The sequence below is a fragment of the Blastococcus sp. CT_GayMR19 genome (genome assembly GCF_004570385.1).
In the GTDB taxonomy this organism is placed as follows: domain Bacteria; phylum Actinomycetota; class Actinomycetes; order Mycobacteriales; family Geodermatophilaceae; genus Blastococcus_B.
In genome coordinates, this window is sequence record NZ_SPQL01000004.1 from 252,557 (window position 1) to 272,535 (window position 19,979).

Sequence of the window (19,979 nt, forward strand, 5' to 3'; positions counted from 1 at the left end):
GTGGACGGGGTGCCGCAGAGGCTGGGCCTCGTGCTCCGCCGGGATCCCTTCGCACCGCTGCTGGAGAACAGCCTCGCGGCGCTCTTCCGGCAGCACTCACGGGACGGCGCCGCGACGCACGCCGTCCCCACCGGCGGGGCACCGCAGCCGCTGACCCGCTACGACGACGGCCGCGAGCGGATCAACCTGGGCAGCAACAACTACCTCGGGCTCGCCGGCGACCCCCGCGTGATCGAGGCTGCCGTCGCGGCCGTCCGGAAGTACGGCTCCAGCACCTCCGGTAGCCGCGTGCTCAACGGGACGACGCGGCTGCACCTCCAGCTGGAGGACGAGCTGGCCGACCACTACGGCGCCGAGGCGGCCGTGCTCACGTCGTCCGGGATCAACGCCAACGTCGCCCTGCTGTCCACGATCGGCGGCCCGGGCGACGTGCTGCTCGTCGACGCGCACGCGCACGCCAGCGTGCACGCCGGCGCCGCGGCCAGCCGGGGAACCGTGAGCCGGTTCCGCCACAACGACCTGGACTCCCTCACCTCCCGGCTGCAACGGCTGGAGGAGCGGGCCGGCGCCGTGGTCGTCGTCGACGGCGTCTACTCCATGACCGGCGAGCTCGCCCCGCTGGCCGACATCGCCGCGCTCTGCGACCGGTTCTCGGCCCGGCTCGTGGTCGACGAGGCCCACGGCCTCGGCGTGCTCGGTGCCGAGGGCCGCGGAGCCGCGGAGCAGGCCGGGGTGCTCGAGCGCGTGGACGCCGTGACGATCGCCTTCAGCAAGTCGCTGGCCAGCGTCGGGGGAGCGGTCATGACCTCGCGGGCCGCCGCCGAAGGCATCCGCGCCGCCGCGCTGCCGTACGTGTTCAGCGCCGCCAACGACCCCGCGTCGGTCGGCGCGGCGCTCACCTCGCTGCGGATCCTGCGCAGCGAGCCGGAACGCATGGCGCGCACCCGCGAGAACGGGGAGCTGCTCCGCCGGTCGCTGGCCGCCGCGGGGGCTGCGCCGCTGCCGGGCCGGGGTGCGGTTCTCGCCGTCCCGACCGGCGAGGAGCACGTGACGGCGGCCGCCTGGCGGGCCGCCTTCGACGGCGGGGTGTACGTCAACGCCGTGGCCTATCCGGCGGTCCCCCGGGGGCAGGGTGTCCTCCGGCTGTCGGTCATGGCCACCCACACCGAGGAGCAGCTGCGCACGGCCGCCGGTGTCGTGGCGGCCGCGGTGCGCGCCGCGTTCGAGGACGCCCCCGCCCGAGCCGTGGCCTGAGCGCTGCCGGGTTAGCGTTCTGGCGATGCCCGACAGCCCGCCCGCGCACGCGCGCCGCGCCCGGGCGCTCATGGGGGTCGTCGCCGCCTCGGCCCTGGTCTATCCGCTCCTCGTGTGCGCCGTGCAGCTGGGGTTCGCCCAGCTGTTCGTCGTCGACCTGGCCGCGATCACGCTCTGGCTGGGGCTCGCCGTGCTGTGCAGCGTCGCGGTGGTGGCCGCGGTGCGCTGGGGTGCCGCGCGGCGGGTCCGCAGTCCCTGGCTGCTGCTCGGACTGGCCCCGCCCGCGCTCTACGAGCTGTGGCTGGTCTGGCCGCTGCTCCCCGGATGAGCGCCGTCCGGCAGGATGGCGGCGTGACGACCTCCCCGGGAACCCTGGTGCTGCTCCGCCACGGCGAGAGCGACTGGAACAAGGCCAACCTGTTCACCGGCTGGGTGGACGTCCCGCTGTCGGAGAAGGGGCGGGTCGAGGCGGCCCGCAGCGGCCAGCTGCTGGCCGAGAACGGCCTGCTCCCCGACGTCCTGCACACCTCGGTGCTCCGGCGGGCCATCGCGACGGCCGACCTGGCCCTGGCCGAGGCCGACCGGCAGTGGATCCCGGTCCGGCGGTCGTGGCGGCTCAACGAGCGGCACTACGGCGCGCTGCAGGGCAAGGACAAGGCCGCCACCCTCGCCGAGTACGGCGAGGAGCAGTTCATGCTCTGGCGCCGTTCCTACGACACCCCGCCGCCGCCGATAGAGCCCGGCAGCGAGTTCGCCCAGGACGGCGACGACCGCTACGCCTTCCTGCCGTCGGAGGCCCGCCCGACGACCGAGTGCCTCAAGGACGTCGTCGTCCGGATGCTGCCCTACTGGTACGACGCGATCGTCCCGGACCTGCGCAGCGGCGCGACGGTCCTGGTCGCCGCCCACGGCAACAGCCTCCGCGCGCTGGTCAAGCACCTCGACGGCATGGGGGACGACGAGGTCGTCGGGCTGAACATCCCCACCGGCGTACCGCTGCGCTACGACCTCGACGACGACCTGAAGCCCGTCACGCCGGGCGGGCAGTACCTCGACCCCGAGGCCGCCGCCGCCGCCATCGAGGCCGTCAAGAACCAGGGCAAGAAGTAAAGAACCAGGGCAGGAGTAGCTGCGCGGACCCTGTCGCGCCGAGTGGGGCCCGGAGGGTCCCGCGCAGGCGCGACGCAACGGCTCAGCGGCGCTGGGGACGGCTCATGGCCGCGGTGTCGTCCGGAGGAGGACAGAGTCATCGCGTGTCGTCCGGAGGACGACGGTGTCATCACCCTGTCCTCCGGAGGAGGACAGGGTGATGGCAGAGATCATGCAGGCATGTCCTTCTCGCCGGTGACCAGGTAGACCACGCGGCGGGCGACGCTGACGGCGTGGTCGGCGAAGCGCTCGTAGTACCGGCCGAGCAGCGTGATGTCGATCGCCGTCTCGACGCCGTAGGGCCAGTTGTCGGAGAGCAGCTCGCGGAACAGCCCGCGGTGGATCCGGTCCATCGCGTCGTCGTCGGTCTCGAGCTCGCGCGCGGCCTCGACGTCCCGCTTGGCGATCACCTGGCCGGTCTTGGCGACCAGCATCTCGGCGACGTGGCCGGCCTCGAGGAACGCCGGCCGCACCTCCTGCGGAACGGCGTGGTCGGGGAAGCGCATCCGGGCGATCTTCGCGATGTGCTCGGCGAGGTCGCCCATGCGCTCGAGGTCGCTGACGATCCGCATCGCCGTGGTGATGGTGCGCAGGTCACCGGCCACCGGCTGCTGACGGGCCAGGAGGGTGAAGCAGCGCTGCTCGATGCTCTCCCGGGTGGCGTCGATGTCCTTGTCGCCGGCGATGACGAGGTCGGCCAGGGCGACGTCGGCGTCGAGCAGTGCCGTCGTCGCCGTGCTCACGGCCGAGCCGACCGAGTTGGCCATCTCCACCAGGCAGTTGTTGATGTCGTCCAGTTCTTCGCGATAGCTGTCCCGCACGGTCGTTCCTCCTCGTCGGGCGGCCCTCGCCGATCCGATTGCCGTTCCGTCTGCTCCCGAGCCTAGGACGCCGGAGGGCGGCTGCCATCGCCTCGCGGTGAACGGGTGCACACGCGGAGATGAACACCTGACCCCTGCGAGCGGTCCCTCGGGCCACGGCGGCTGTTCCGGGGCATTTCCGACCTAGCATCGAGGCGTGAGTCCGCTGGTCGCGCTGGTGGTCGGCCTCATCCTCGGTGGGGTGGCGGCCACCACGGTCATTCTCCGCTCCCGCCTGGATCCCGACGGTCCCGGTGCGGCCGCTGACGTGCCGCTGCTGCCCGAGGCGGCGTTGGCCCGCCGGCTCCTGGACCTCATGGACCCGCCCGTGGTCCTGGTGGACATCGACGACGCCGTGCTGCTGGCCAACCCCGCCGCCCGCGCGCTGGGCATCGTGCGGGGCCGGCGGCTGATGGTGCCCGAGCTGCTCGGCCTGGTCCACGACGTACGTGCCGGCGGCAACCGGCGCGCGGACGTCCGCCTGCCCGGCGACCTGGCCGGTACCGGCCCCCGCCTGGTCGGCGTGCACGGCGTCCGGCTGCACAGCGGCGCGCACCCACCACCCGCGCCGGTGGCCCTGGTGCTGCAGGACGTCACCGAGGCCCGGCGGGTCGAGGCGGTCCGCCGCGACTTCGTGGCCAACGTGGGGCACGAGCTCAAGACCCCGGTCGGCGCGCTCGCACTGCTGGCCGAGGCGATCGAGGGGGCCGCCGACGACCCGGAGGCGGTGCAGCGGTTCGCGGGCCGCATCACTCATGAGGCCGACCGGCTCGCTCGCCTCGTGCGGGAGCTGATCGATCTGTCCCGCATCCAGGGCGGCGAACCGCTGCCCGAGCTCGTGCCCGTGGACATCGACACGGTGCTGGCCGAGGCAGCCGACCGGACCCGGACGGCGGCACGGGCCAAGAACCTGGAGATCGTCGTCGGCGGGCAGACGGGGCTCGTCGTGCGGGGTGTGGAGAGCCAGCTGGCCACCGCCGTCACCAACCTGCTGGCCAACGCCGTCGCCTACAGCGAGGGCTCGGACCGGATCGCCGTGGCCGCCCGGGCCCGGTCGGGGTTCGCCGAGATCGCCGTCACCGACAGCGGGATCGGCATCCCGCGCAAGGACCGCACGCGGGTCTTCGAGCGCTTCTACCGGGTGGACCAGTCGCGGGCCACCAGCACCGGAGGCACCGGCCTCGGGCTCGCGATCGTCAAGCACGTGGCCAGCAACCACGGCGGTTCGGTCAGTGTCTGGAGCGAGGAAGGCCTCGGCTCGACCTTCACCCTGCGGATCCCGCTGGCCCAGCCGGCACCCGCACCCGTCCAGAGTCTGGAGAAGCACCCCTCATGACCCGTGTCCTGGTGGTGGAGGACGAGGAGTCCTTCTCCGACGCGCTGTCCTACATGCTGCGGCGGGAGGGGTTCGACGCGGTCGTCGCGGGCACCGGCCCGGACGCGCTGGCCGAGTTCGACCGCTCGGGCGCGGACATCGTGCTGCTCGACCTCATGCTCCCCGGCCTGCCGGGGACCGAGGTGTGCCGGGCGCTGCGGACGCGGAGCAACGTGCCGATCATCATGCTGACCGCCAAGGACAGCGAGATCGACAAGGTCGTCGGTCTCGAGCTGGGGGCCGACGACTACGTCACCAAGCCGTACTCGGCCAGGGAGCTCGTCGCCCGCATCCGGGCGGTCCTGCGCCGGCGGGTGGACGCCGTCGAGGCGCCTTCCGGGGACGGCGTGCTCGAGGCCGGCCGGGTGCGGATGGACGTCGAGCGGCACGTCGTCGCCGTGGACGGCGACCCGGTCCCACTGCCGCTGAAGGAGTTCGACCTCCTGGAGTACCTGCTGCGCAACGCCGGCCGGGTGCTCACCCGCGGTCAGCTGATCGACCGCGTCTGGGGCGCCGACTACGTGGGCGACACCAAGACCCTCGACGTCCACGTCAAGCGGCTGCGGGCCAAGCTCGAGCCCGACCCCGCGAACCCGACGTATCTCCTGACCGTCCGGGGGCTGGGCTACAAGCTCGAGGCCTAGTGCCGGACCGTCTAGCTCTGCTTCAGCTCGTCGATCTTCTTCGACGCGTCGGCCTTCGTGAGGTCCTCGGAGACCTCCTCGTCGGTCTGCCGCGTGAGGGTCTCGAGGTAGCTCTTCTGCGCACCGGTGGCCGGTTCGTCGCCGGTCACCCAGTCGGACGGATCCTTCTCGGGTGACGCGGCGGGCCGGACGTTCTCGTTCGATTCGCTCATGTGTTCGAGCCTAGGCCGCGACGAGCTCCTCCGCGCGGCGTGCGGCGAGGTACTTCCGGCCGGTCCGGTGCTCGTGGAGGGCGCCACAGTCGGGGCACTCGACGTGCACGGCGATGTGCGTCGGGTGGTTGATCACCGACCGGATGCTGGTGAGGGAGACCAGGTGGTCGCTGCGGGTGACGGGGCACGTGATGAGGAACATGACTACAGGCTGGCCCGGGTCCCTTCCGGAGACGAGTGGCAGAAATGACCGCTACCGCAGTTTTTCTGCCATAGTGTCCGCATGGCAGAGAAGGACCGTCCCCTGGTGGTCAGCGTCGTCGTTGCCGACGGTCTCGTCGGCAGCTTCGGGCTCGGGGTCTGCGCCGAGGTGTTCGGCTACGACCGCCGGCACATGGGGCTGCCGCGGTTCGACTTCGCCCTGGTCGGCGAGGCGCCGGGGGTCATGCGCACCGACACCGGCATCCCGATCACGGTGGAGCACGGCCTGGAGCGCCTGTCCCGGTCCGACATCATCTCGATCACCGCATGGGAGCTCTTCGACCGGGTTCCCTCGCCGGCGCTGCTCGAGGCCTTCCGCGAGGCGCACGCCCGCGGGGCGACGATCGTCAGTCACTGCACGGGTGCCTTCGTGCTGGCCGCCGCCGGCCTGCTGGACGGCAAGCGGGTCACCACCCACTGGAAGTGGGCCGGTGAGCTCGCCGCCCGCTTCCCGGCCGTGCACGTCGATCCGTCGGTCCTCTACGTGGACAACGGGCAGGTCCTCACCGGCGCCGGGACGGCGGCCGGCGTCGACACCCTCCTGCACCTGGTGCGCCGGGAGTGGGGCGCCGCCGCGGCGAACGCCCTGGCCCGCGAGATGGTCGTCCCGCCGCACCGTGACGGGGGGCAGGCCCAGTTCATCGACGCCCCCGTGCCGGCCTGCGAGGACGACCTGCTGGGCGCCGTCCTGGACTGGGCCGGCAGCCACCTGGCGGAGGACATCAGCGTCGACATCCTGGCCCGCCGGTCGCTGATGAGCCCGCGCAGCTTCGCCCGTCGCTTCAAGGCGACGACGGGGACGACGCCGCACGCCTGGCTGCTCGGCCGACGGCTCGCCGCCGCGGAGGCGCTGCTGGAGGAGAGCGACGCCCCGGTCGAGGAGATCGCCCGGCTGGTCGGCTTCGGTACCGCGGCCGGCCTGCGCGAGCAGTTCGCCCGCCGCCGCGGGGTCTCGCCCCGCGCCTACCGGCAGACGTTCCGCGCCGGATCAGGCGCCGGGGCGCCGCCGGTGCAGCTCGACGGGCACCGGGCTGGCCGGGTGGGGCGCGATCAGTCCCTGATCCAGGCGGAGTTCGGTCAGCCGGCGTAGCTCTGCGTACGCCGGCCCGCCCAGCAGGGCGGTCAGCTCGGCGGCGTAGGTGTCCACCAGCGGCTCGTGTGCGACGTGGGCGGCCGGTGACCCGGTGCACCACCAGTGCAGGTCGTGCCCGCCCGGTCCCCAGCCGCGGCGGTCGAACTCGCCGACGGTCGTCACCAGGACCCGCGTGCCGTCGGGCCGGTCGACGTGCTCCTGCGCGCGGCGCACCGGCAGCTGCCAGCAGACGTCGGGCTTGGTGGTAAGGGGATGCAGCCCGGTCCGCACGGCCATCCGGTGCAGTGCGCAGCCGCTCCCGCCCGCGAACCCCGGCCGGTTGAGGAAGACGCAGGCGCCGTCCACCACCCGGGTGCGCAGCGAGCGCTCCGGGGCCCCGTCCCCGGCCGGCTCGTCGTCCGCGGAGTCCTCCTCGGTCCAGGCACCCCGGCCCACCGGGGCGAGCTGCCAGTCCTCGTCCTCGAGGTCCGCGACGGCGGCGGTGACCCGGGCCAGGTCGTCACCGTCGGTGAAGAACGCCCCGTGGCTGCAGCAGCCGTCGTCCGGCCGCCCCTCGACGACACCGGCGCAGCCGCGGCCGAAGATGCAGGTCCAGGCCGAGGTCAGCCAGGTCAGATCCGCGCGGACCACGTGCTCCGGGTCGGCCGGGTCGGGGAACTCGATCCACTCTCGTGCGAAGTCGGGGGGCACCTCGGGCGGAGGGGCGTCGGGCACGCGGCCAGCGTAGGCCGTGGCAGCCTCTGCCCATGGCCACTCCCGACCCCGCCGCCGCCGGAGACGGTGGTGCGGTCGATCCTCGAGACGACGGCGGCCACGCGCGGGCCGATCTGCTGAACCCGGCAGACTGAGGCTCATGCGCCTCGGGGTTCTTGACGTCGGTTCGAACACGGTGCACCTCCTGGTGGTCGACGCCCACCGCGGTGCGCATCCCACACCGATGCACGACGACCGGTCGGTGCTGCGGCTCTCCGAGCACGTGGGCCCCGACGACGTGTTGTCGAAGGCGGGGGAGAAGGCGCTGCTCCGGGCGGTGCAGGAGGCGTGCGCCCAGGCCGAGAAGCAGCGCTGCGACGAGTTCCTGGCGATGGTCACGTCCGCGATCCGGGAGGCGGTGAACGGCCTGGAGGTCCTGGACCGGATCCGCGAGCGCACCGGTGTCGACCTGCAGGTGCTCACCGGGGAGGAGGAGGCCCGCCTGACCTTCCTCGCCGTCCGCCGGTGGTTCGGCTGGAGCGCGGGCCGGCTGCTCATCCTCGACATCGGTGGCGGGTCCCTCGAGCTGGCCAGCGGCGTCGACGAGGACCCCGACGTCGCGCTCTCCCTCCCGCTCGGCGCGGGGCGGATGACGCGGCGGTTCCTGCCGGAGGCGCAGGTGGGCGGGCGGCCCGATCTCGCCGCCCTGTCGAAGCTCGACTCCCATGCCGCCGACCTGCTCGCACCCGCTGCGAAGAAGCTGCGGGCGGCGGGCAAGCCGGATCTCGTGGCGGCCACCAGCAAGACGTTCCGGACACTGGCCCGGCTGACCGGCGCCGCCCCCTACTCCGCCGGACTGCAGGTCCCCCGGGAGCTGAACGCCGACGCGCTGGGGCAGCTGGTCGGCTTCGTGTCCCGGATCGAGTCCGCGGCGCTGGCCGAGCTGCGCGGCGTGTCGCCCGACCGCGCCCATCAGGTTCCAGCGGGCGCCGTGGTGGCTGCCGCAACTATGAGTGCGCTCGACGTACCGTGCGTCAGGATCTGCCCGTGGGCGCTGCGGGAGGGTGTCATCCTGCGCAGGCTGGACTCGCTGGGAGGATCGTGATGGCCGAACCGGACTGGAATCCCGACACGGCTGGCCGCTCGCTCGCCGAGATCCTGCGGGAGGCCAACATCGAGTCGGCCACCCGCGCCGCCCGTCGCCGCTCCTGGGACGACCCGGAGGAGACCGGCATCCGGCAGCGCCGGGCGGAGGCGGCCGCCGCCGACCGAGCCGCCGGCTTCGGCCGGCGCAAGAGCGACCTGGACGACGCGCCCCCGCCGCGCGACCGGCCCGACTTCTCCCGTCCCGCCCCCGAGCCGCACACCGCGGCCATCCCGGGCCTGCGCCCCGACCGGAAGCCCGGCGTCCCGACGACGACGTCGGCGGAGACCGCGACCTCGGCGCCGGTCGCACCGGCCCGTGAGCGCCGGGCGCCCGCGCACTCCGCTCCCCAGCGCGCGGCCTCGCAGAAGGTCGCACAGCGCGGCGCCGACCGGCGCAGCGAGCGGCCCGTGCGGGTGGCGGACCATCCCAGCACCGGTCCGATCCCGGTGGTGCGCCCCGGCCGGTTCGACGAACCGGACATCGACGACGCAGGCGACCTCGACGCGACACCGCGGGAGAGCGCGCTCGCCTGGCTCCGGTTCGCCGGCGAGCTGGTCATCGCGCTGGCCGCGGGTGTGGGCGTCTACTTCGCGGCGACCGTCCTGTGGGAGACGATCCCGTACGTCGCGGCCCTGCTGGCGCCGCTCGCCGTCACGGGGCTCGTCGGCGGCGTCGGCGTGTGGCGGCACAAGCAGGGCCGGGAGCCCGTCGGCCCCCGGCTGCTCGCGACCCTCGTGTTCGCCGGGACCCTGCTGACCATCTTCCCCGCGGCGGAGCTGCTCTCCCGCGGCTCCTGATCCCACCGGCTCAGTCGGAGGCCTCGCCCGGTACCTCCTCCTCGGCGGCGAACCGCTCGACGATCGCCGCGCCGAACGCATCGAGGTCGTCGGGATTGCGACTGGTCACCAGGTTGCCGTCGACGACGACCTCCTCGTCCACCCAGTCGGCGCCGGCGTTGCGCAGGTCGGTCTGCAGCGACGGCCACGACGTCATCCGGCGGCCCTTCACCGCCCCGGCCTCGATGAGGACCCACGGACCGTGGCAGATGGCCGCCACCGGCTTGCTGGCGTCGAAGAAGGACGAGACGAACGCCACCGCGTCGGCGTCGGCCCGGATGAAGTCGCCGTTGACCACACCGCCGGGCAGCACCAGGGCCGCGTAGGCGTCCGGGTCCGCCGAGCTGACGACGGCGTCGACCTTCCGCGAGTCCCCCTTGTCCAGGTGGTTCCAGGCCGTGATCTCGCCCCCGTCGAGCGAGACCAGCTCCGGCTCGGCACCGGCCTCCTCGAGGACCTGCCACGGCCGGTCGAGCTCGACCTGCTCCACGCCATCGGTGGCGAGCACCGCCACCTTCATCCCGTCCAGTTCTCCAGCCATGCAGGCGCGGCTACCCGGGCCCGGAGCAGGGCACACCCCGAGCGCCGCCTGCTCGGGGCGCACTACGGTTCCGGGCGTGCTCGCCCGTACCCGCCCCCGGACCGGGGACGCCCTGCGCCTGGCGGCGGAGCTCGTCGACGGTGGCTACCTCGTCGCGCTCGAGCACCCGCCCGGGGACGACGCCGCGGCGGAGCTGGCCGACCTCTGCGGTCGCGTCGCCGACGCCGGCCTGAGCGCACACGTCGAGGTGACCGTGCCGGTGGATCGGCTGGGGGAGGACACCGCGGTGGCGCTCGCGGACGTCGGCCCGGCGCTCGCCCTCTCCGGTTCGCCCCCGGCCGTGGCTGCGCTCGGCCCCCGGCTGCCGGCCGCCCGGATCGTCGTGCCCGCGGCCGGACCCGGGGCGGAGTCGTGGTGCCGGGACCTGGCCGGCGGCCGGGTGCGGCTGAGGGCGGGCCGCGGCGCCCGGGCCGACCTCGCCTTCGTGCGCTGTCTCAACGTCCTCATGGCCGGCGGCGGGCACCCCGCCGTCGCGACCGCCGATCCCCGTCTGGTCGCCATCACCGGTGAGCGGGCCGCCTGGAACGACCGCACCCCCGACAGCTGGGAGCACGTCATGCCCTATCGAGTCCGCCGCTACGACCGCCGGCGCCTGCTGGCGGCCGGATACCGGGTCCGCGTCGCCGTCGGCTCCCGGGGGGTCCGGCCGTGACCGGAACCGGGCGCCGCGGCCTGGCGATCATCGGCGGCGGCAAGATCGGCGAGGCGCTGCTCTCGGGCCTCATCCGCCGGGGCGGCCCCGACGGGATCCTGGTGTGCGAACGCAGTCCCGAGCGGGCCGCCCAGCTCGCCGAGCGCTACGGGGTGCCCGCCGTCGAGCTCGCCGACGCCGCCGCGCGGGCCCGGGTGCTGCTGCTCGCCGTGAAGCCGCAGGACATCGACGTCCTGCTCGCCCGGCTGGCCGGCGTCGTCGACGAGGGGCACCTGGTGGTGTCCGTGGCCGCCGGCGTCCCGACGACGCGGATCGAGGCCGCGCTGCCGCCGGGGACCCCGGTCGTGCGGGTCATGCCCAACACCCCGGCCCTGGTGGACGAGGGGATGAGCGTGCTCTCCGCGGGTTCGAACGCGGGCGAGCCGCACCTGGACGAGGCCGAGGCGCTGCTGGCGGCGGTGGGCCGGGTGCGCCGGGTCCCGGAGAGCCAGCAGGACGCCGTCACGGCGCTGTCCGGCAGCGGTCCGGCGTACTTCTTCTACCTGGTCGAGGCGATGATCGACGCCGGCATCCTGCTGGGCCTGCCGCGGACGCTGGCGGCCGACCTCGTCGTCCAGACCGCGCTGGGAGCCGCGGTGATGATGCGGGACTCGGGGGAGCACCCGGTGCAGCTGCGCGAGGCCGTCTCCAGTCCCGGGGGCACGACCGTCGCCGCCATCCGGGAGCTGGAGCGGCACGGGGTCCGCGCGGCTCTCATGGCCGCGATCGAGGCGGCGCACGCCCGGTCCGAGGAGCTGGGGCGGGACAGTTCCTGACGCGAGGGAGCCATGGGACGAGAGCGTCCGGTGCGACGGCGAGCCGGGCACCGTAACCCACATGTCGACACGACGCCAGCACTGTCTGTCATCGAATCATCACCGCGTCGCGAAACACGCCGCACAACAGTTCTCAGGCGTTACATACGTGTAGTTCTGCCTAGGACGGACCGGTCCGCCTGTTCGATTCATCCATCGCACCAGTCACGCCTGTCCCCTTACTGTCTGTACCAGCGCATGCGTGTTCAGTTGCCGGTGGGGAAGCCGGCGCCACGACATGAGCTAGGCCCGGAGACGAAATCATGACCATGCCCCAGCGCTCGATCGCTCCCACCATGACCCGTCCGGGCGTGCCCGGCCCCCGTCCGATCGGGCGCCCCATGGCCGCCACGATGGGCCGCCCCATCGGCGCCCAGCACCCCGCCGCCATGCCGGTCGGCCGCCCGAGCGTCCCGGTCCAGCGCCAGGCCGTGACCTTCCTGACCGTCGCCGAGGTCGCCTCGATGATGCGGGTCTCCAAGATGACCGTGTACCGCCTCGTCCACGCCGGTGAGCTCTCCGCCGTCCGCGTCGGCCGTTCGTTCCGCGTCCCGGAGCGGGCCGTGCAGGACTACCTGCGCGACGCGTACACCGACATCGCCTGAGAGAGGGCAAGGCGACAACGGCGTCGTCTGCGAGAAGGACAGCGAGAACGGCGAAGCGGCTCCTCCCGACATCGGTCGGCACGTGGTTGCGGTGTCGCCCGGAGGGCGACGGTGTGATCGCCGCGGGGCGGCCGGTACGCTCGGTCGCCGGGTGACGCCGGGCCTGCGGCCCGCGAGTCTTGCTCGAGCTGATCATCATCATCACGACGTCGGGAGCACCACGTGGGTTCGGTCATCAAGAAGCGGCGCAAGCGGATGGCGAAGAAGAAGCACCGCAAGCTGCTGAAGAAGACCCGCGTCCAGCGACGCAACAAGAAGTGAGCTGACGCTCGTGCCGCCCGCGGTCGTGCTCGTCACCGGCGTGAGCCGGTGGCTGGGCGGCGCGTTGGCGGCTGAGCTCGCGGCGGACCCGGCGATCGATCGCGTGATCGGCGTGGACACCGTCCCCCCGTCCCCGGACATGCTCCGGCGGCTCGGGCGCACCGAGTTCGTGCGGGCCGACATCCGCAATCCGCTGATCGGCAAGGTCATCGCGGCTGCGTCGGTCGACACCGTCGTGCACATGAACATCAGCTCGACCCCTGCCGGCTCCGGCGGGCGCGTGCCGATGAAGGAACTCAACGTCATCGGCACGATGCAGCTGCTGGCGGCCTGCCAGCGGTCGCCGTCGGTGCGCCGGTTCGTGCTGAAGTCGACCAGTGCCGTCTACGGCGCGTCCTCCCGTGACCCCGCGGTGTTCACCGAGGCCATGCAGGCCCGGCGAGTGCCCTCCGGCGGTTTCGCCAAGGACAGTCTCGACATCGAGGGCTACGTGCGCGCCTTCGCCCGCCGGCGTCCCGACGTCGAGGTCGCGGCCCTGCGGTTCACCAACTTCATCGGTCCGCGGATCGACTCCCTGCTCACCGGCTTCTTCCGCATGCCGGTCGTCCCCACGGCGCTGGGCTACGACGCGCGCGTGCAACTCCTGCACGAGGACGACGCCCTCGCCGTCCTGACCCGCGCCACGACGGGCCCGTTCGTCGGCACGGTCAACGTCGGCGGACAGGGGACGCTGCTGCTGTCCCAGGCGATCCGCCGGTTGGGCCGCGTCGAGATCCCCATCCCGACGCCCGCGCTGGGTTCAGTCGGACGGCTCTCGCGCCGATTCGGTTTCGTGGACTACTCGCCGGAGCAGATGCGGTTCCTCAACTTCGGGCGCGTCGTCGACACGACGGTCCTGCGCACGGAGTTCGGTTACACGCCGCGTTACACCACGGAAACGGCGCTGAACGATTACGCGCGTACGGTGCCGCCCGTGATCTCGCCACGGATCGTCGAGGCGACGACCTCCCGGGTCCGGAGCGTGCTCGAGCAGGTCGCCGTTGCGGCCACTGCGGTCGGCGACCGGCTCCACCCCGCTCCGCCGGCTCCCGGGCTCCGGGCGGTCCGCGATGCCTGAGGCCCGGGTGATCCCGCTCCGGCCCGACGATGACGAGGCCTTCATCCCCACCCCCTCCCCGCCGGGCTGGGAGGAGCAGCTGGCCGACGCCGTGGAGTTCCTTCGCCGGCGCACGACGGGGGACTACGAGACCGACGAGTTCGGCTTCGACCCCGACCTGACCGATCACGCGTTCCTGCCGATCCTGCGGCCGCTCTTCCAGCGCTGGTTCCGGGTGGAGAGCCAGGGACTGAAGAACGTCCCCGACGTCGGGGGAGCGCTCGTCGTCGCGAACCACTCCGGGGCCATCCCGATCGACGCGCTGATGACCACGGTCGCCCTGCACGACGACCACCCGGCGCAGCGGCGCTTCCGACTGCTGGGTGCCGACCTGGTCTTCGACATGCCGGTGATCGGCGCCATGGCCCGCAAGTTCGGCTCCACGCTGGCCTGCAACGAGGACGCCGAGCGGCTGCTCACGCAGGGCGAACTGGTGGGCGTCTTCCCGGAGGGGTTCAAGGGCATCGGGAAGCCGTTCCGCGAGCGGTACACGCTGCAGCGGTTTGGTCGCGGCGGTTTCGTCACAGCGGCTCTGCGCACCGGGAAGCCGATCATCCCGTGCGCGATCGTGGGCGCCGAGGAGATCTACCCGATGATCGGCAACGCGAAGACCGTCGCGCGGCTCCTGGGGCTGCCGTACCTCCCGATCACGCCGACCTTTCCGCTCCTCGGGCCGCTGGGCCTGCTCCCGCTGCCCTCCAAGTGGCTGATCGCGTTCGGGGAGCCCATCGAGACGGCGTCCTACGGTCCGGCCGCCGCCGAGGACCCGATGCTCGTCTTCAACCTGACCGACCAGGTCCGGGAGACGATCCAGCACTCCCTCTACCAGCTGCTGCTGCAGCGCACGAGCGTGTTCTCGTAACACCGTCGTCCTCCGGACGACACCGCGGCCAATTGCCGTCCCCCTGTTGCGCTGAGCCGCTGCGCCGTGCCTGCGCGGGACCCTGCGGGCCCCACTCGGCACGACACCGCGGCCAATTGCCGTCCCCCTGTTGCGCTGAGCCGCTGCGCCGTGCCTGCGCGGGACCCTGCGGGCGCCACTCGGCGCGACAGGGCCACCCCGCTACCAGGGGAACTTGTTGCGGCGCCTGAGGGCGAGTGCGCCGCCGACCACGCCGCCCGACAGCGCCGCCACGGCCACTGTCGGGACGCCGATCTTCGCGGCCTTGCGGCCGGTCCGGAAGTCACGGACGGCCCACCCGCGCGCCCGGGCCACGGAACGCAGCTCGGTGTCGGGGTTGACCGCGACCGCCGTCCCGGTCAGCGACAGCATCGGCAGGTCGTTGGAGGAGTCGCTGTAGGCGGTGCACCGGGCAAGGTCGAGGCCCTCGCGCTCGGCCAGGGCCAGCACCGCCTCGGCCTTCGCCTCGCCGTGCATCATCTCGCCGACCAGCCGGCCCGTGTACTTGCCGTCGACGATCTCCGAGACCGTGCCCAGCGCGCCGGTCAGCCCGAGCCGGTGGGCGATGATCGACGCCAGCTCGATCGGGGTCGCCGTCACCAGCCAGACGCGCTGCCCGGCGTCCAGGTGCTGCTGGGCGAGCGCCCGCGTGCCCGACCAGATGCGGGCGGCCATCAGCTCGTCGTAGATCTCCCCGCTGGCCTGCACGATCTCGTCGACCGACCGCCCGGCGACGAACGCCAGGGCGTTCTCCCGGATGGCGTGCACGTCCTCGGGGGTGCCCTCGCTCCCGGCGATGCGGAACTTGGCCTGCTGCCAGACGAACCCGGCCATGTCCCGGGTCGTGAAGTACTTGCGGGAGGCCAGGCCGCGGGCGAACCAGAACAGCGAGGCGCCCATCATCATCGTGTTGTCCACGTCGAAGAACGCGGCCGCCGTGGGGTCCGGGGTGACCGACGGCGGTGGCGCGACGTCGGCGGCTGCGGCGGAGGCGGCACCGGCGACGTGGGCCCGCGTCGTCTGATCGACCACCCCGGGGCGCGCGGACCGGCGCATGCGCGACAGCAGTCGCGGCACGAGACCTCCCCTGCCGTCGGAGCGCTCCCCGTTCGGGGAGCCGGCGTCCTCGACCCTAGCGGGGAGGACGAGACCTGTTCCCGGTCCGGTCCGGACCGCTCAGCAGTCGCCGATCGCGACCGGTCCCAGACACGCTTCCGGGGTGTCCAGCGGGACCGCGGACGGGACCGGGATGCCCGTCGTGCCCGGCAGTCGCGGCACCGACACGGAGGGCAAGGGCAGCTTCGGGCTCGGGAGGACGTCGGTCGGCAGCGACGGCACGGCCGGCGTCGGCAGGATCCCGCCGCCCGCCGATCCGCCCGGGAGCCCGGGGACGGGGACCCCTGGAACGCCGGGGACCCCGGGGACCCCGGGCACGCCGCCGCCGGCCGACGGCGCCGAGGAGCCGGGCAGCGGTGTCGGAAGGGGGGCGGAGGTGGAGCCCGGCACCTCGGGGCCCGCGGTCGATCCGTCCCCGCCGGGGGCCGTGGTGGTCGACCCGTCGGTCAGGCACGTCGCCGGGATCGGACCCAGCTCGTCGACGCCGGCGACGGCCGGGCCGGCCCCGCAGTCCAGCGAGGAGTCCAGGGCGGTCACCCGGGTGGAGAGGTCCGCCAGGAGCAGGAGGGAGTCTGCGACCTCGTCCGCCGCCGCCACCGGGACGTCGTCCCGGAGCTCCGCCAGCCCCTCGGACTGCGTGGCCGTCCACGCCGCCAGCACCTCGAGCGGGCCGGCGTCCTCGGTGCGGACGGCGCGGTCGGTCAGCAGGGCGGCGCCCTCGGCGGTCTGGGCGTCCATGGCCTCGAGGGTCTCCACGACCAGCGCCTCGTCGGCGCCGGCGGCCAGCACCACGTCGTCGGCCGCGTCGTCGGACCCGGACCCGGACCCGCCGGCGGCAGGCAGGGCGACCGGGCCGGTCTCGACGAGCGTGCGCACCTCGTCGAGGCGGGTGCTGGCGAGACCCAGCAGCTTCTCCCCGCGGGCGCTCCCGGCGAGCGCGAGCTGGGTCTGCTCGGTGCCCCGCTTGACGCCGTAGAGGACGTCGCCGGGACCCGCCTCGGAGGCGACGGCGACCAGCGCCGCCGTGGCGGTGACGCTGAGCGCGGCTCCGGCGAGCCCCGCGGTCAGCCGGGTCCGCCAGCGCGCCGGTGCCGGCATCCCCTCGGCGAAGAGGCGGCGCAGCGGGGAGACGGGCGGGGCGGTAGGCGTACGGACGGCGGCCATCGCGACGAGGCGCGCGCGGGTGGCGGCCCGGAAAGCCGGGTCCGGCTCGCCGTCCAGGTGCGGGGCGAGTGCCTGCAGGTGGGCGATGACGGCGTCCTCGCGCTCGCGCACGCTCATCTCCACCCCCCGGACGTCCTCGGTGCGGAGATGCCGGTCGCCGGCGCACTCCGCTTTCCCTGATCCAACGACGACGCACCGGGTTCGGTTACGGCTCCGATCCTGGCGCGCGTCATCGCAGGCCCTCGGGAAGCAGGCCGGCGAGCCGCCGCACCGCCCGGTGCTGCAGCGCCTTGATGGCGCCGTCCTTCTTGCCCATGATCTCGGCGGTCTCCGACACCGACAGGCCGTGGATGAACCGCAGCACGATGCACTCCTGCTGCTCGCTGCCCAGCTGCTGCACGCAGGCCAGCAGCTCCCGGTTCGCCAGGTGCGCGACCACCGCGTCCTCGGGGCCCTCGGTGGCCTGGTCGGCGTCGCGCATGTCGGCGGTGCTGACCTCGAGCCGGTAACGGCTGCTCTTCACGTGGTCGAGGACGATGTTGCGGGCGATCGTGACCAGCCAGGCCCCGACGTCGCGGCCCTGGAAGGACAGCGAGTCGATCCGGCGCAGCGCGCGGACGAACGTCTCGCTGGTGACGTCCTCGGCCGTCGCCCGGTCACCGACCCGGTGGTAGACGTACCGGTGGACCATCGTCACGTAGTGGTCGTAGAGCTGCCCGAACGCCTCCGCGTCCCCGGCCTGGGCCCGGTGGACGAGCGCCCACACGTCGACGGCGCCGGGCTCTGCGGGCGGGGCGACGCCGGCGTCGGAGAGCTCGTCGGCCGCCGGCCCCGCCGGCATGGCCTCCGTGCTCGCCCTCGGCGCGGGCGTGGGGCGGATCCGGGCGGCGGGCGCCGGCTTCCCGGCGGGAACGGCGTCAGCAGCAGGTCCTGGCGGCGGCGGTGGCCCGGTGGCCGACCGTTCGGCGTCCAGGGGGTGCTGCATGCGGGCGTACGACCTCCTCGTCGGCCCGCCAACCTGGACCGTCCCGTGCCCGGTGCGACCGCCGGGCGGCGGCCGCGTGTGCTGCGGGGCACGCTCCATGGTGACAACATCGCCCCAGCCCGTCCACGTCAGCGTGCCCCCACGCACCACCCGTCACTCCCCGAGGGGGGTGGAGCAGTTCCACCGGAGGAGATCCTCGTGACCGAGGCAGGTTCGTCGCTGTCGTCGCTCGTCCGGGCGGCGGCCCGTGCGCGGCCGGACGCCCCGGCCGTCGTCGAACGGCAGCAGCGCCTGACGTGGGCGGAGCTGGACGCCGAGGTGGACCGTGCCGCCGCGGGCTTCGCAGCGCACGGCCTCGCCCCCGGGGATCGCGTCGCGGTCCAGTTGCCCAACGGGCTGGACTGGCTGCGGGCGGCCGTCGGCGCGCTCCGTGCCGGTCTCGTCGTCGTCCCGGTGAACACCGCCTACACCGATCCCGAGCTCGACTACGTGCTGACGGACTCGGGTTCGTCCCTGCTGGTCGTGCCCGCGGACCGGGAGCCCGTGGCGGGTGTCCGGGTGTGCGCCGGCCCGCCGGAGGCCGACGGGCCGCTCCCCGACGTCGACGAGGACCCCGACGCACCCGCGTTCCTCTGCTACACCAGCGGCACGACCGGCCGGCCCCGCGGCGCGATCCTGACCTCGGTGGCCCTGCGCGCCAACCAGGAGCAGTGCCTGGCCATGCGGCCGCCACCGGTGCGGGCCGACGACCGCGTGCTCCTCGTCCTCCCGCTGTTCCACGTCTACGGCCTCAACGCCGGGTTCGGGCTCGTCGCGGCCACCGGGGCCTGCGCCGTCCTCGAGGAGACGTTCGACCCGGTGGCCTCGCTCCGGCTCATGGCCGAGGAGCACGTGACCGCGGTGCCCGGCGCCCCGCCGATGTACCAGGCCTGGCTCGCCGCCGCGGACGCCGCGGGCAGCGACGCCGAGCTGCGCCGCGGCTTCGCGGCGCTGCGCATCGCCTCCTGCGGCGCCGCCCCGCTGCCCGAGGACGTCTGGACGGCGATGCGCGACCGCGCCGCCGTCACCGTGTGGGAGGGCTACGGCCTCACCGAGGCCGCGCCGGTCGTGGCGAGCACCCTGGCCACCGGGCGGGCCAAGCCGCACTGCATCGGCGGCCCGGTTCCGGGTGTCGAGCTCGCGCTGCGGGACACCGCCGCCACCGAGCCCCGGCCCGAGGACGACGAGACGCCAGCCGCCGGGCACGACGACCACCCCGCCGACGAGGTGGAGGAAGGGCCGGGGGAGATCTGGGTGCGCGGCGCCAACCTCTTCGCCGGCTACTGGCCCGACGGCGCGGACGGCCCGGACGCCAACGGCTGGCTGCGCACCGGCGACCTCGCCTACCGCGACGCCGACGGCGACCTGCACCTCGTCGACCGGCGGAGCGACCTGATCCTGGTCAGCGGCTTCAACGTCTACCCGGCCGAGGTGGAGCGGGTGCTGGACGCCCATCCCGCAGTCGCGGAGAGCGCCGTCATCGCCGCCCCCGATCCACGGACCGGGTCCGCCGTCCGGGCGGTCGTGGTCCTGGTGCCGGGGCAGACGCTGACCTTCGAGGAGCTGCAGGCGCACGCGGCCGGGTCGCTCGCCCGGTACAAGGTGCCGACGTCGGTGCACTTCCTGCCCGCGCTTCCGCACTCCCTGACCGGCAAGGTCAGCCGTGCGCGGCTGCGCGAGCTCGGCCTTCCCGGGCAGGAGGAGGCCGCCGAGCCGATCGAGGGCATCGGTGCCTGAGGCGCGGCTGCAGCTGCTCACCCGCGCCGGCTGCCACCTCTGCGTCACGGCCGCGGAGACGCTGGCGCGGATCGGGGCGGAGGCCGGCCTCGTGCCGCAGGAGGTCGACGTGGACACCGACCCCGAACTGCGGGCCGAGTACGGCGACCGCGTCCCGGTCGTGCTGCTCGACGGCCGTGAGCACTCCTACTTCACGGTGGACGTCGGCCGGCTGCGCGCCGATCTCGGTCTGCGCTGACCCGGACCCCCTCGTCGGGGGGTCTCCGGGGCGTCGCTAGGGTGGCGTCCACCACAGCGGGCCCCGTTCGGGCCGCTCAGCGCGTT

Annotated in this window: 24 protein-coding genes; 16 read left to right on the forward strand and 8 right to left on the reverse strand. The window is 73.8% G+C overall.

Going from position 1 to position 19,979, the window contains the following annotated elements:
- Nucleotides 1–9: 9 nt before the first annotated feature.
- Genes E4P39_RS08120 through E4P39_RS08130 form a run of 3 tightly spaced genes read left to right on the forward strand, consistent with a single transcriptional unit; the run spans nucleotide 10 to nucleotide 2,364 of the window.
- Entirely contained in the window at nucleotides 10–1,254 is a 1,245-nt protein-coding gene (locus E4P39_RS08120; protein WP_167761689.1) for a pyridoxal phosphate-dependent aminotransferase family protein, read from the forward strand.
- 25 nt (nucleotides 1,255–1,279) lie between these two features.
- Entirely contained in the window at nucleotides 1,280–1,582 is a 303-nt protein-coding gene (locus E4P39_RS08125; protein WP_135135885.1) for a hypothetical protein, read from the forward strand.
- Complete coding sequence (locus E4P39_RS08130) at nucleotides 1,579–2,364, forward strand: phosphoglyceromutase (protein ID WP_245159709.1); 786 nt, start codon at nucleotides 1,579–1,581, stop codon at nucleotides 2,362–2,364. The genes E4P39_RS08125 and E4P39_RS08130 overlap by 4 nt, the downstream gene beginning before the upstream one ends.
- 209 nt (nucleotides 2,365–2,573) lie before the next feature.
- Here E4P39_RS08130 and phoU read toward each other — a convergent pair whose 3' ends face one another.
- Complete coding sequence (phoU, locus tag E4P39_RS08135; protein ID WP_135135887.1) at nucleotides 2,574–3,224, reverse strand: phosphate signaling complex protein PhoU; 651 nt, start codon at nucleotides 3,222–3,224, stop codon at nucleotides 2,574–2,576.
- A 196-nt stretch (nucleotides 3,225–3,420) separates the two neighbouring features.
- Between phoU and E4P39_RS08140 the strand changes: the two genes are divergently transcribed.
- Nucleotides 3,421–4,599: an ATP-binding protein gene (locus E4P39_RS08140; RefSeq protein ID WP_135135888.1), complete on the forward strand. Its 1,179-nt coding sequence runs from the start codon at nucleotides 3,421–3,423 to the stop codon at nucleotides 4,597–4,599.
- Nucleotides 4,596–5,282 carry a response regulator transcription factor gene (locus E4P39_RS08145; protein WP_135135889.1) on the forward strand — a complete coding sequence of 229 codons (687 nt, stop codon included), beginning with the start codon at nucleotides 4,596–4,598 and terminating at the stop codon, nucleotides 5,280–5,282. Before E4P39_RS08140 ends, E4P39_RS08145 begins: the two co-directional genes overlap by 4 nt.
- An 11-nt stretch (nucleotides 5,283–5,293) precedes the next feature.
- On the opposite strand, the gene E4P39_RS08150 is transcribed toward E4P39_RS08145, so the two are convergent.
- Nucleotides 5,294–5,494, reverse strand: a complete 201-nt coding sequence (locus E4P39_RS08150) for a DUF3072 domain-containing protein (protein WP_135135890.1) — start codon at nucleotides 5,492–5,494, stop codon at nucleotides 5,294–5,296.
- Between the two features lie 10 nt (nucleotides 5,495–5,504).
- Nucleotides 5,505–5,696 (reverse strand): hypothetical protein, encoded by a 192-nt coding sequence (locus E4P39_RS08155; protein WP_135135891.1) that lies wholly within the window; start codon nucleotides 5,694–5,696, stop codon nucleotides 5,505–5,507.
- 81 nt (nucleotides 5,697–5,777) lie between these two features.
- Here E4P39_RS08155 and E4P39_RS08160 point away from each other — a divergent pair, with 81 nt between their 5' ends.
- On the forward strand, nucleotides 5,778–6,845 hold the full coding sequence (locus E4P39_RS08160) for a helix-turn-helix domain-containing protein (RefSeq protein ID WP_135135892.1): 1,068 nt from the start codon (nucleotides 5,778–5,780) through the stop codon (nucleotides 6,843–6,845).
- Here E4P39_RS08160 and E4P39_RS08165 read toward each other — a convergent pair.
- Nucleotides 6,744–7,562: a hypothetical protein gene (locus tag E4P39_RS08165; protein WP_135135893.1), complete on the reverse strand. Its 819-nt coding sequence runs from the start codon at nucleotides 7,560–7,562 to the stop codon at nucleotides 6,744–6,746. The two genes, E4P39_RS08160 and E4P39_RS08165, sit on opposite strands and share 102 nt — an antisense overlap.
- Nucleotides 7,563–7,701: 139 nt before the next feature.
- Here E4P39_RS08165 and E4P39_RS08170 point away from each other — a divergent pair, with 139 nt between their 5' ends.
- Both E4P39_RS08170 and E4P39_RS08175 read left to right on the forward strand, forming a co-directional pair.
- Complete coding sequence (locus tag E4P39_RS08170) at nucleotides 7,702–8,646, forward strand: hypothetical protein (protein ID WP_135135894.1); 945 nt, start codon at nucleotides 7,702–7,704, stop codon at nucleotides 8,644–8,646.
- Nucleotides 8,646–9,485, forward strand: a complete 840-nt coding sequence (locus tag E4P39_RS08175) for a hypothetical protein (protein ID WP_135135895.1) — start codon at nucleotides 8,646–8,648, stop codon at nucleotides 9,483–9,485. Before E4P39_RS08170 ends, E4P39_RS08175 begins: the two co-directional genes overlap by 1 nt.
- A 10-nt stretch (nucleotides 9,486–9,495) precedes the next feature.
- Here E4P39_RS08175 and E4P39_RS08180 read toward each other — a convergent pair whose 3' ends face one another.
- The gene (locus tag E4P39_RS08180) at nucleotides 9,496–10,065 is read right to left on the reverse strand and encodes a type 1 glutamine amidotransferase domain-containing protein (RefSeq protein WP_135135896.1); all 570 of its coding nucleotides are present in this window, start codon (nucleotides 10,063–10,065) and stop codon (nucleotides 9,496–9,498) included.
- A 76-nt stretch (nucleotides 10,066–10,141) separates the two neighbouring features.
- On the opposite strand from E4P39_RS08180, the gene E4P39_RS08185 reads away from it, so the two are divergent.
- The 6 genes from E4P39_RS08185 to E4P39_RS08210 all read left to right on the forward strand — a co-directional run bounded on the left by E4P39_RS08185 (nucleotide 10,142) and on the right by E4P39_RS08210 (nucleotide 14,575).
- Nucleotides 10,142–10,777, forward strand: a complete 636-nt coding sequence (locus tag E4P39_RS08185; RefSeq protein WP_135135897.1) for a hypothetical protein — start codon at nucleotides 10,142–10,144, stop codon at nucleotides 10,775–10,777.
- A complete protein-coding gene (gene proC, locus E4P39_RS08190; RefSeq protein ID WP_135135898.1) occupies nucleotides 10,774–11,592 on the forward strand; it encodes a pyrroline-5-carboxylate reductase in 819 nt (272 codons plus the stop codon). Before E4P39_RS08185 ends, proC begins: the two co-directional genes overlap by 4 nt.
- A gap of 302 nt (nucleotides 11,593–11,894) precedes the next feature.
- Nucleotides 11,895–12,236, forward strand: a complete 342-nt coding sequence (locus E4P39_RS22620) for a helix-turn-helix domain-containing protein (RefSeq protein WP_245159710.1) — start codon at nucleotides 11,895–11,897, stop codon at nucleotides 12,234–12,236.
- Between the two features lie 222 nt (nucleotides 12,237–12,458).
- Complete coding sequence (locus E4P39_RS08200; protein ID WP_012854759.1) at nucleotides 12,459–12,557, forward strand: AURKAIP1/COX24 domain-containing protein; 99 nt, start codon at nucleotides 12,459–12,461, stop codon at nucleotides 12,555–12,557.
- Between the two features lie 10 nt (nucleotides 12,558–12,567).
- Nucleotides 12,568–13,674 (forward strand): NAD-dependent epimerase/dehydratase family protein, encoded by a 1,107-nt coding sequence (locus E4P39_RS08205; protein WP_135135899.1) that lies wholly within the window; start codon nucleotides 12,568–12,570, stop codon nucleotides 13,672–13,674.
- Entirely contained in the window at nucleotides 13,667–14,575 is a 909-nt protein-coding gene (locus tag E4P39_RS08210; RefSeq protein WP_135135900.1) for a lysophospholipid acyltransferase family protein, read from the forward strand. Before E4P39_RS08205 ends, E4P39_RS08210 begins: the two co-directional genes overlap by 8 nt.
- Nucleotides 14,576–14,776: 201 nt before the next feature.
- On the opposite strand, the gene E4P39_RS08215 is transcribed toward E4P39_RS08210, so the two are convergent.
- From E4P39_RS08215 to E4P39_RS08225, 3 genes are all read right to left on the reverse strand, one after another.
- Nucleotides 14,777–15,691: an HAD-IB family hydrolase gene (locus E4P39_RS08215; RefSeq protein ID WP_245159711.1), complete on the reverse strand. Its 915-nt coding sequence runs from the start codon at nucleotides 15,689–15,691 to the stop codon at nucleotides 14,777–14,779.
- Nucleotides 15,692–15,790: 99 nt separating this feature from the next.
- The gene (locus E4P39_RS08220) at nucleotides 15,791–17,005 is read right to left on the reverse strand and encodes a DUF5667 domain-containing protein (RefSeq protein ID WP_135135901.1); all 1,215 of its coding nucleotides are present in this window, start codon (nucleotides 17,003–17,005) and stop codon (nucleotides 15,791–15,793) included.
- A gap of 118 nt (nucleotides 17,006–17,123) precedes the next feature.
- Nucleotides 17,124–17,879 carry a sigma-70 family RNA polymerase sigma factor gene (locus E4P39_RS08225; protein WP_245159712.1) on the reverse strand — a complete coding sequence of 252 codons (756 nt, stop codon included), beginning with the start codon at nucleotides 17,877–17,879 and terminating at the stop codon, nucleotides 17,124–17,126.
- A gap of 198 nt (nucleotides 17,880–18,077) precedes the next feature.
- Here E4P39_RS08225 and E4P39_RS08230 point away from each other — a divergent pair, with 198 nt between their 5' ends.
- Together E4P39_RS08230 and E4P39_RS08235 are read left to right on the forward strand one after the other, a co-directional pair.
- Complete coding sequence (locus tag E4P39_RS08230; RefSeq protein WP_135135903.1) at nucleotides 18,078–19,655, forward strand: AMP-binding protein; 1,578 nt, start codon at nucleotides 18,078–18,080, stop codon at nucleotides 19,653–19,655.
- On the forward strand, nucleotides 19,648–19,893 hold the full coding sequence (locus E4P39_RS08235; RefSeq protein ID WP_135135904.1) for a glutaredoxin family protein: 246 nt from the start codon (nucleotides 19,648–19,650) through the stop codon (nucleotides 19,891–19,893). The genes E4P39_RS08230 and E4P39_RS08235 overlap by 8 nt, the downstream gene beginning before the upstream one ends.
- Nucleotides 19,894–19,979: the final 86 nt, after the last annotated feature.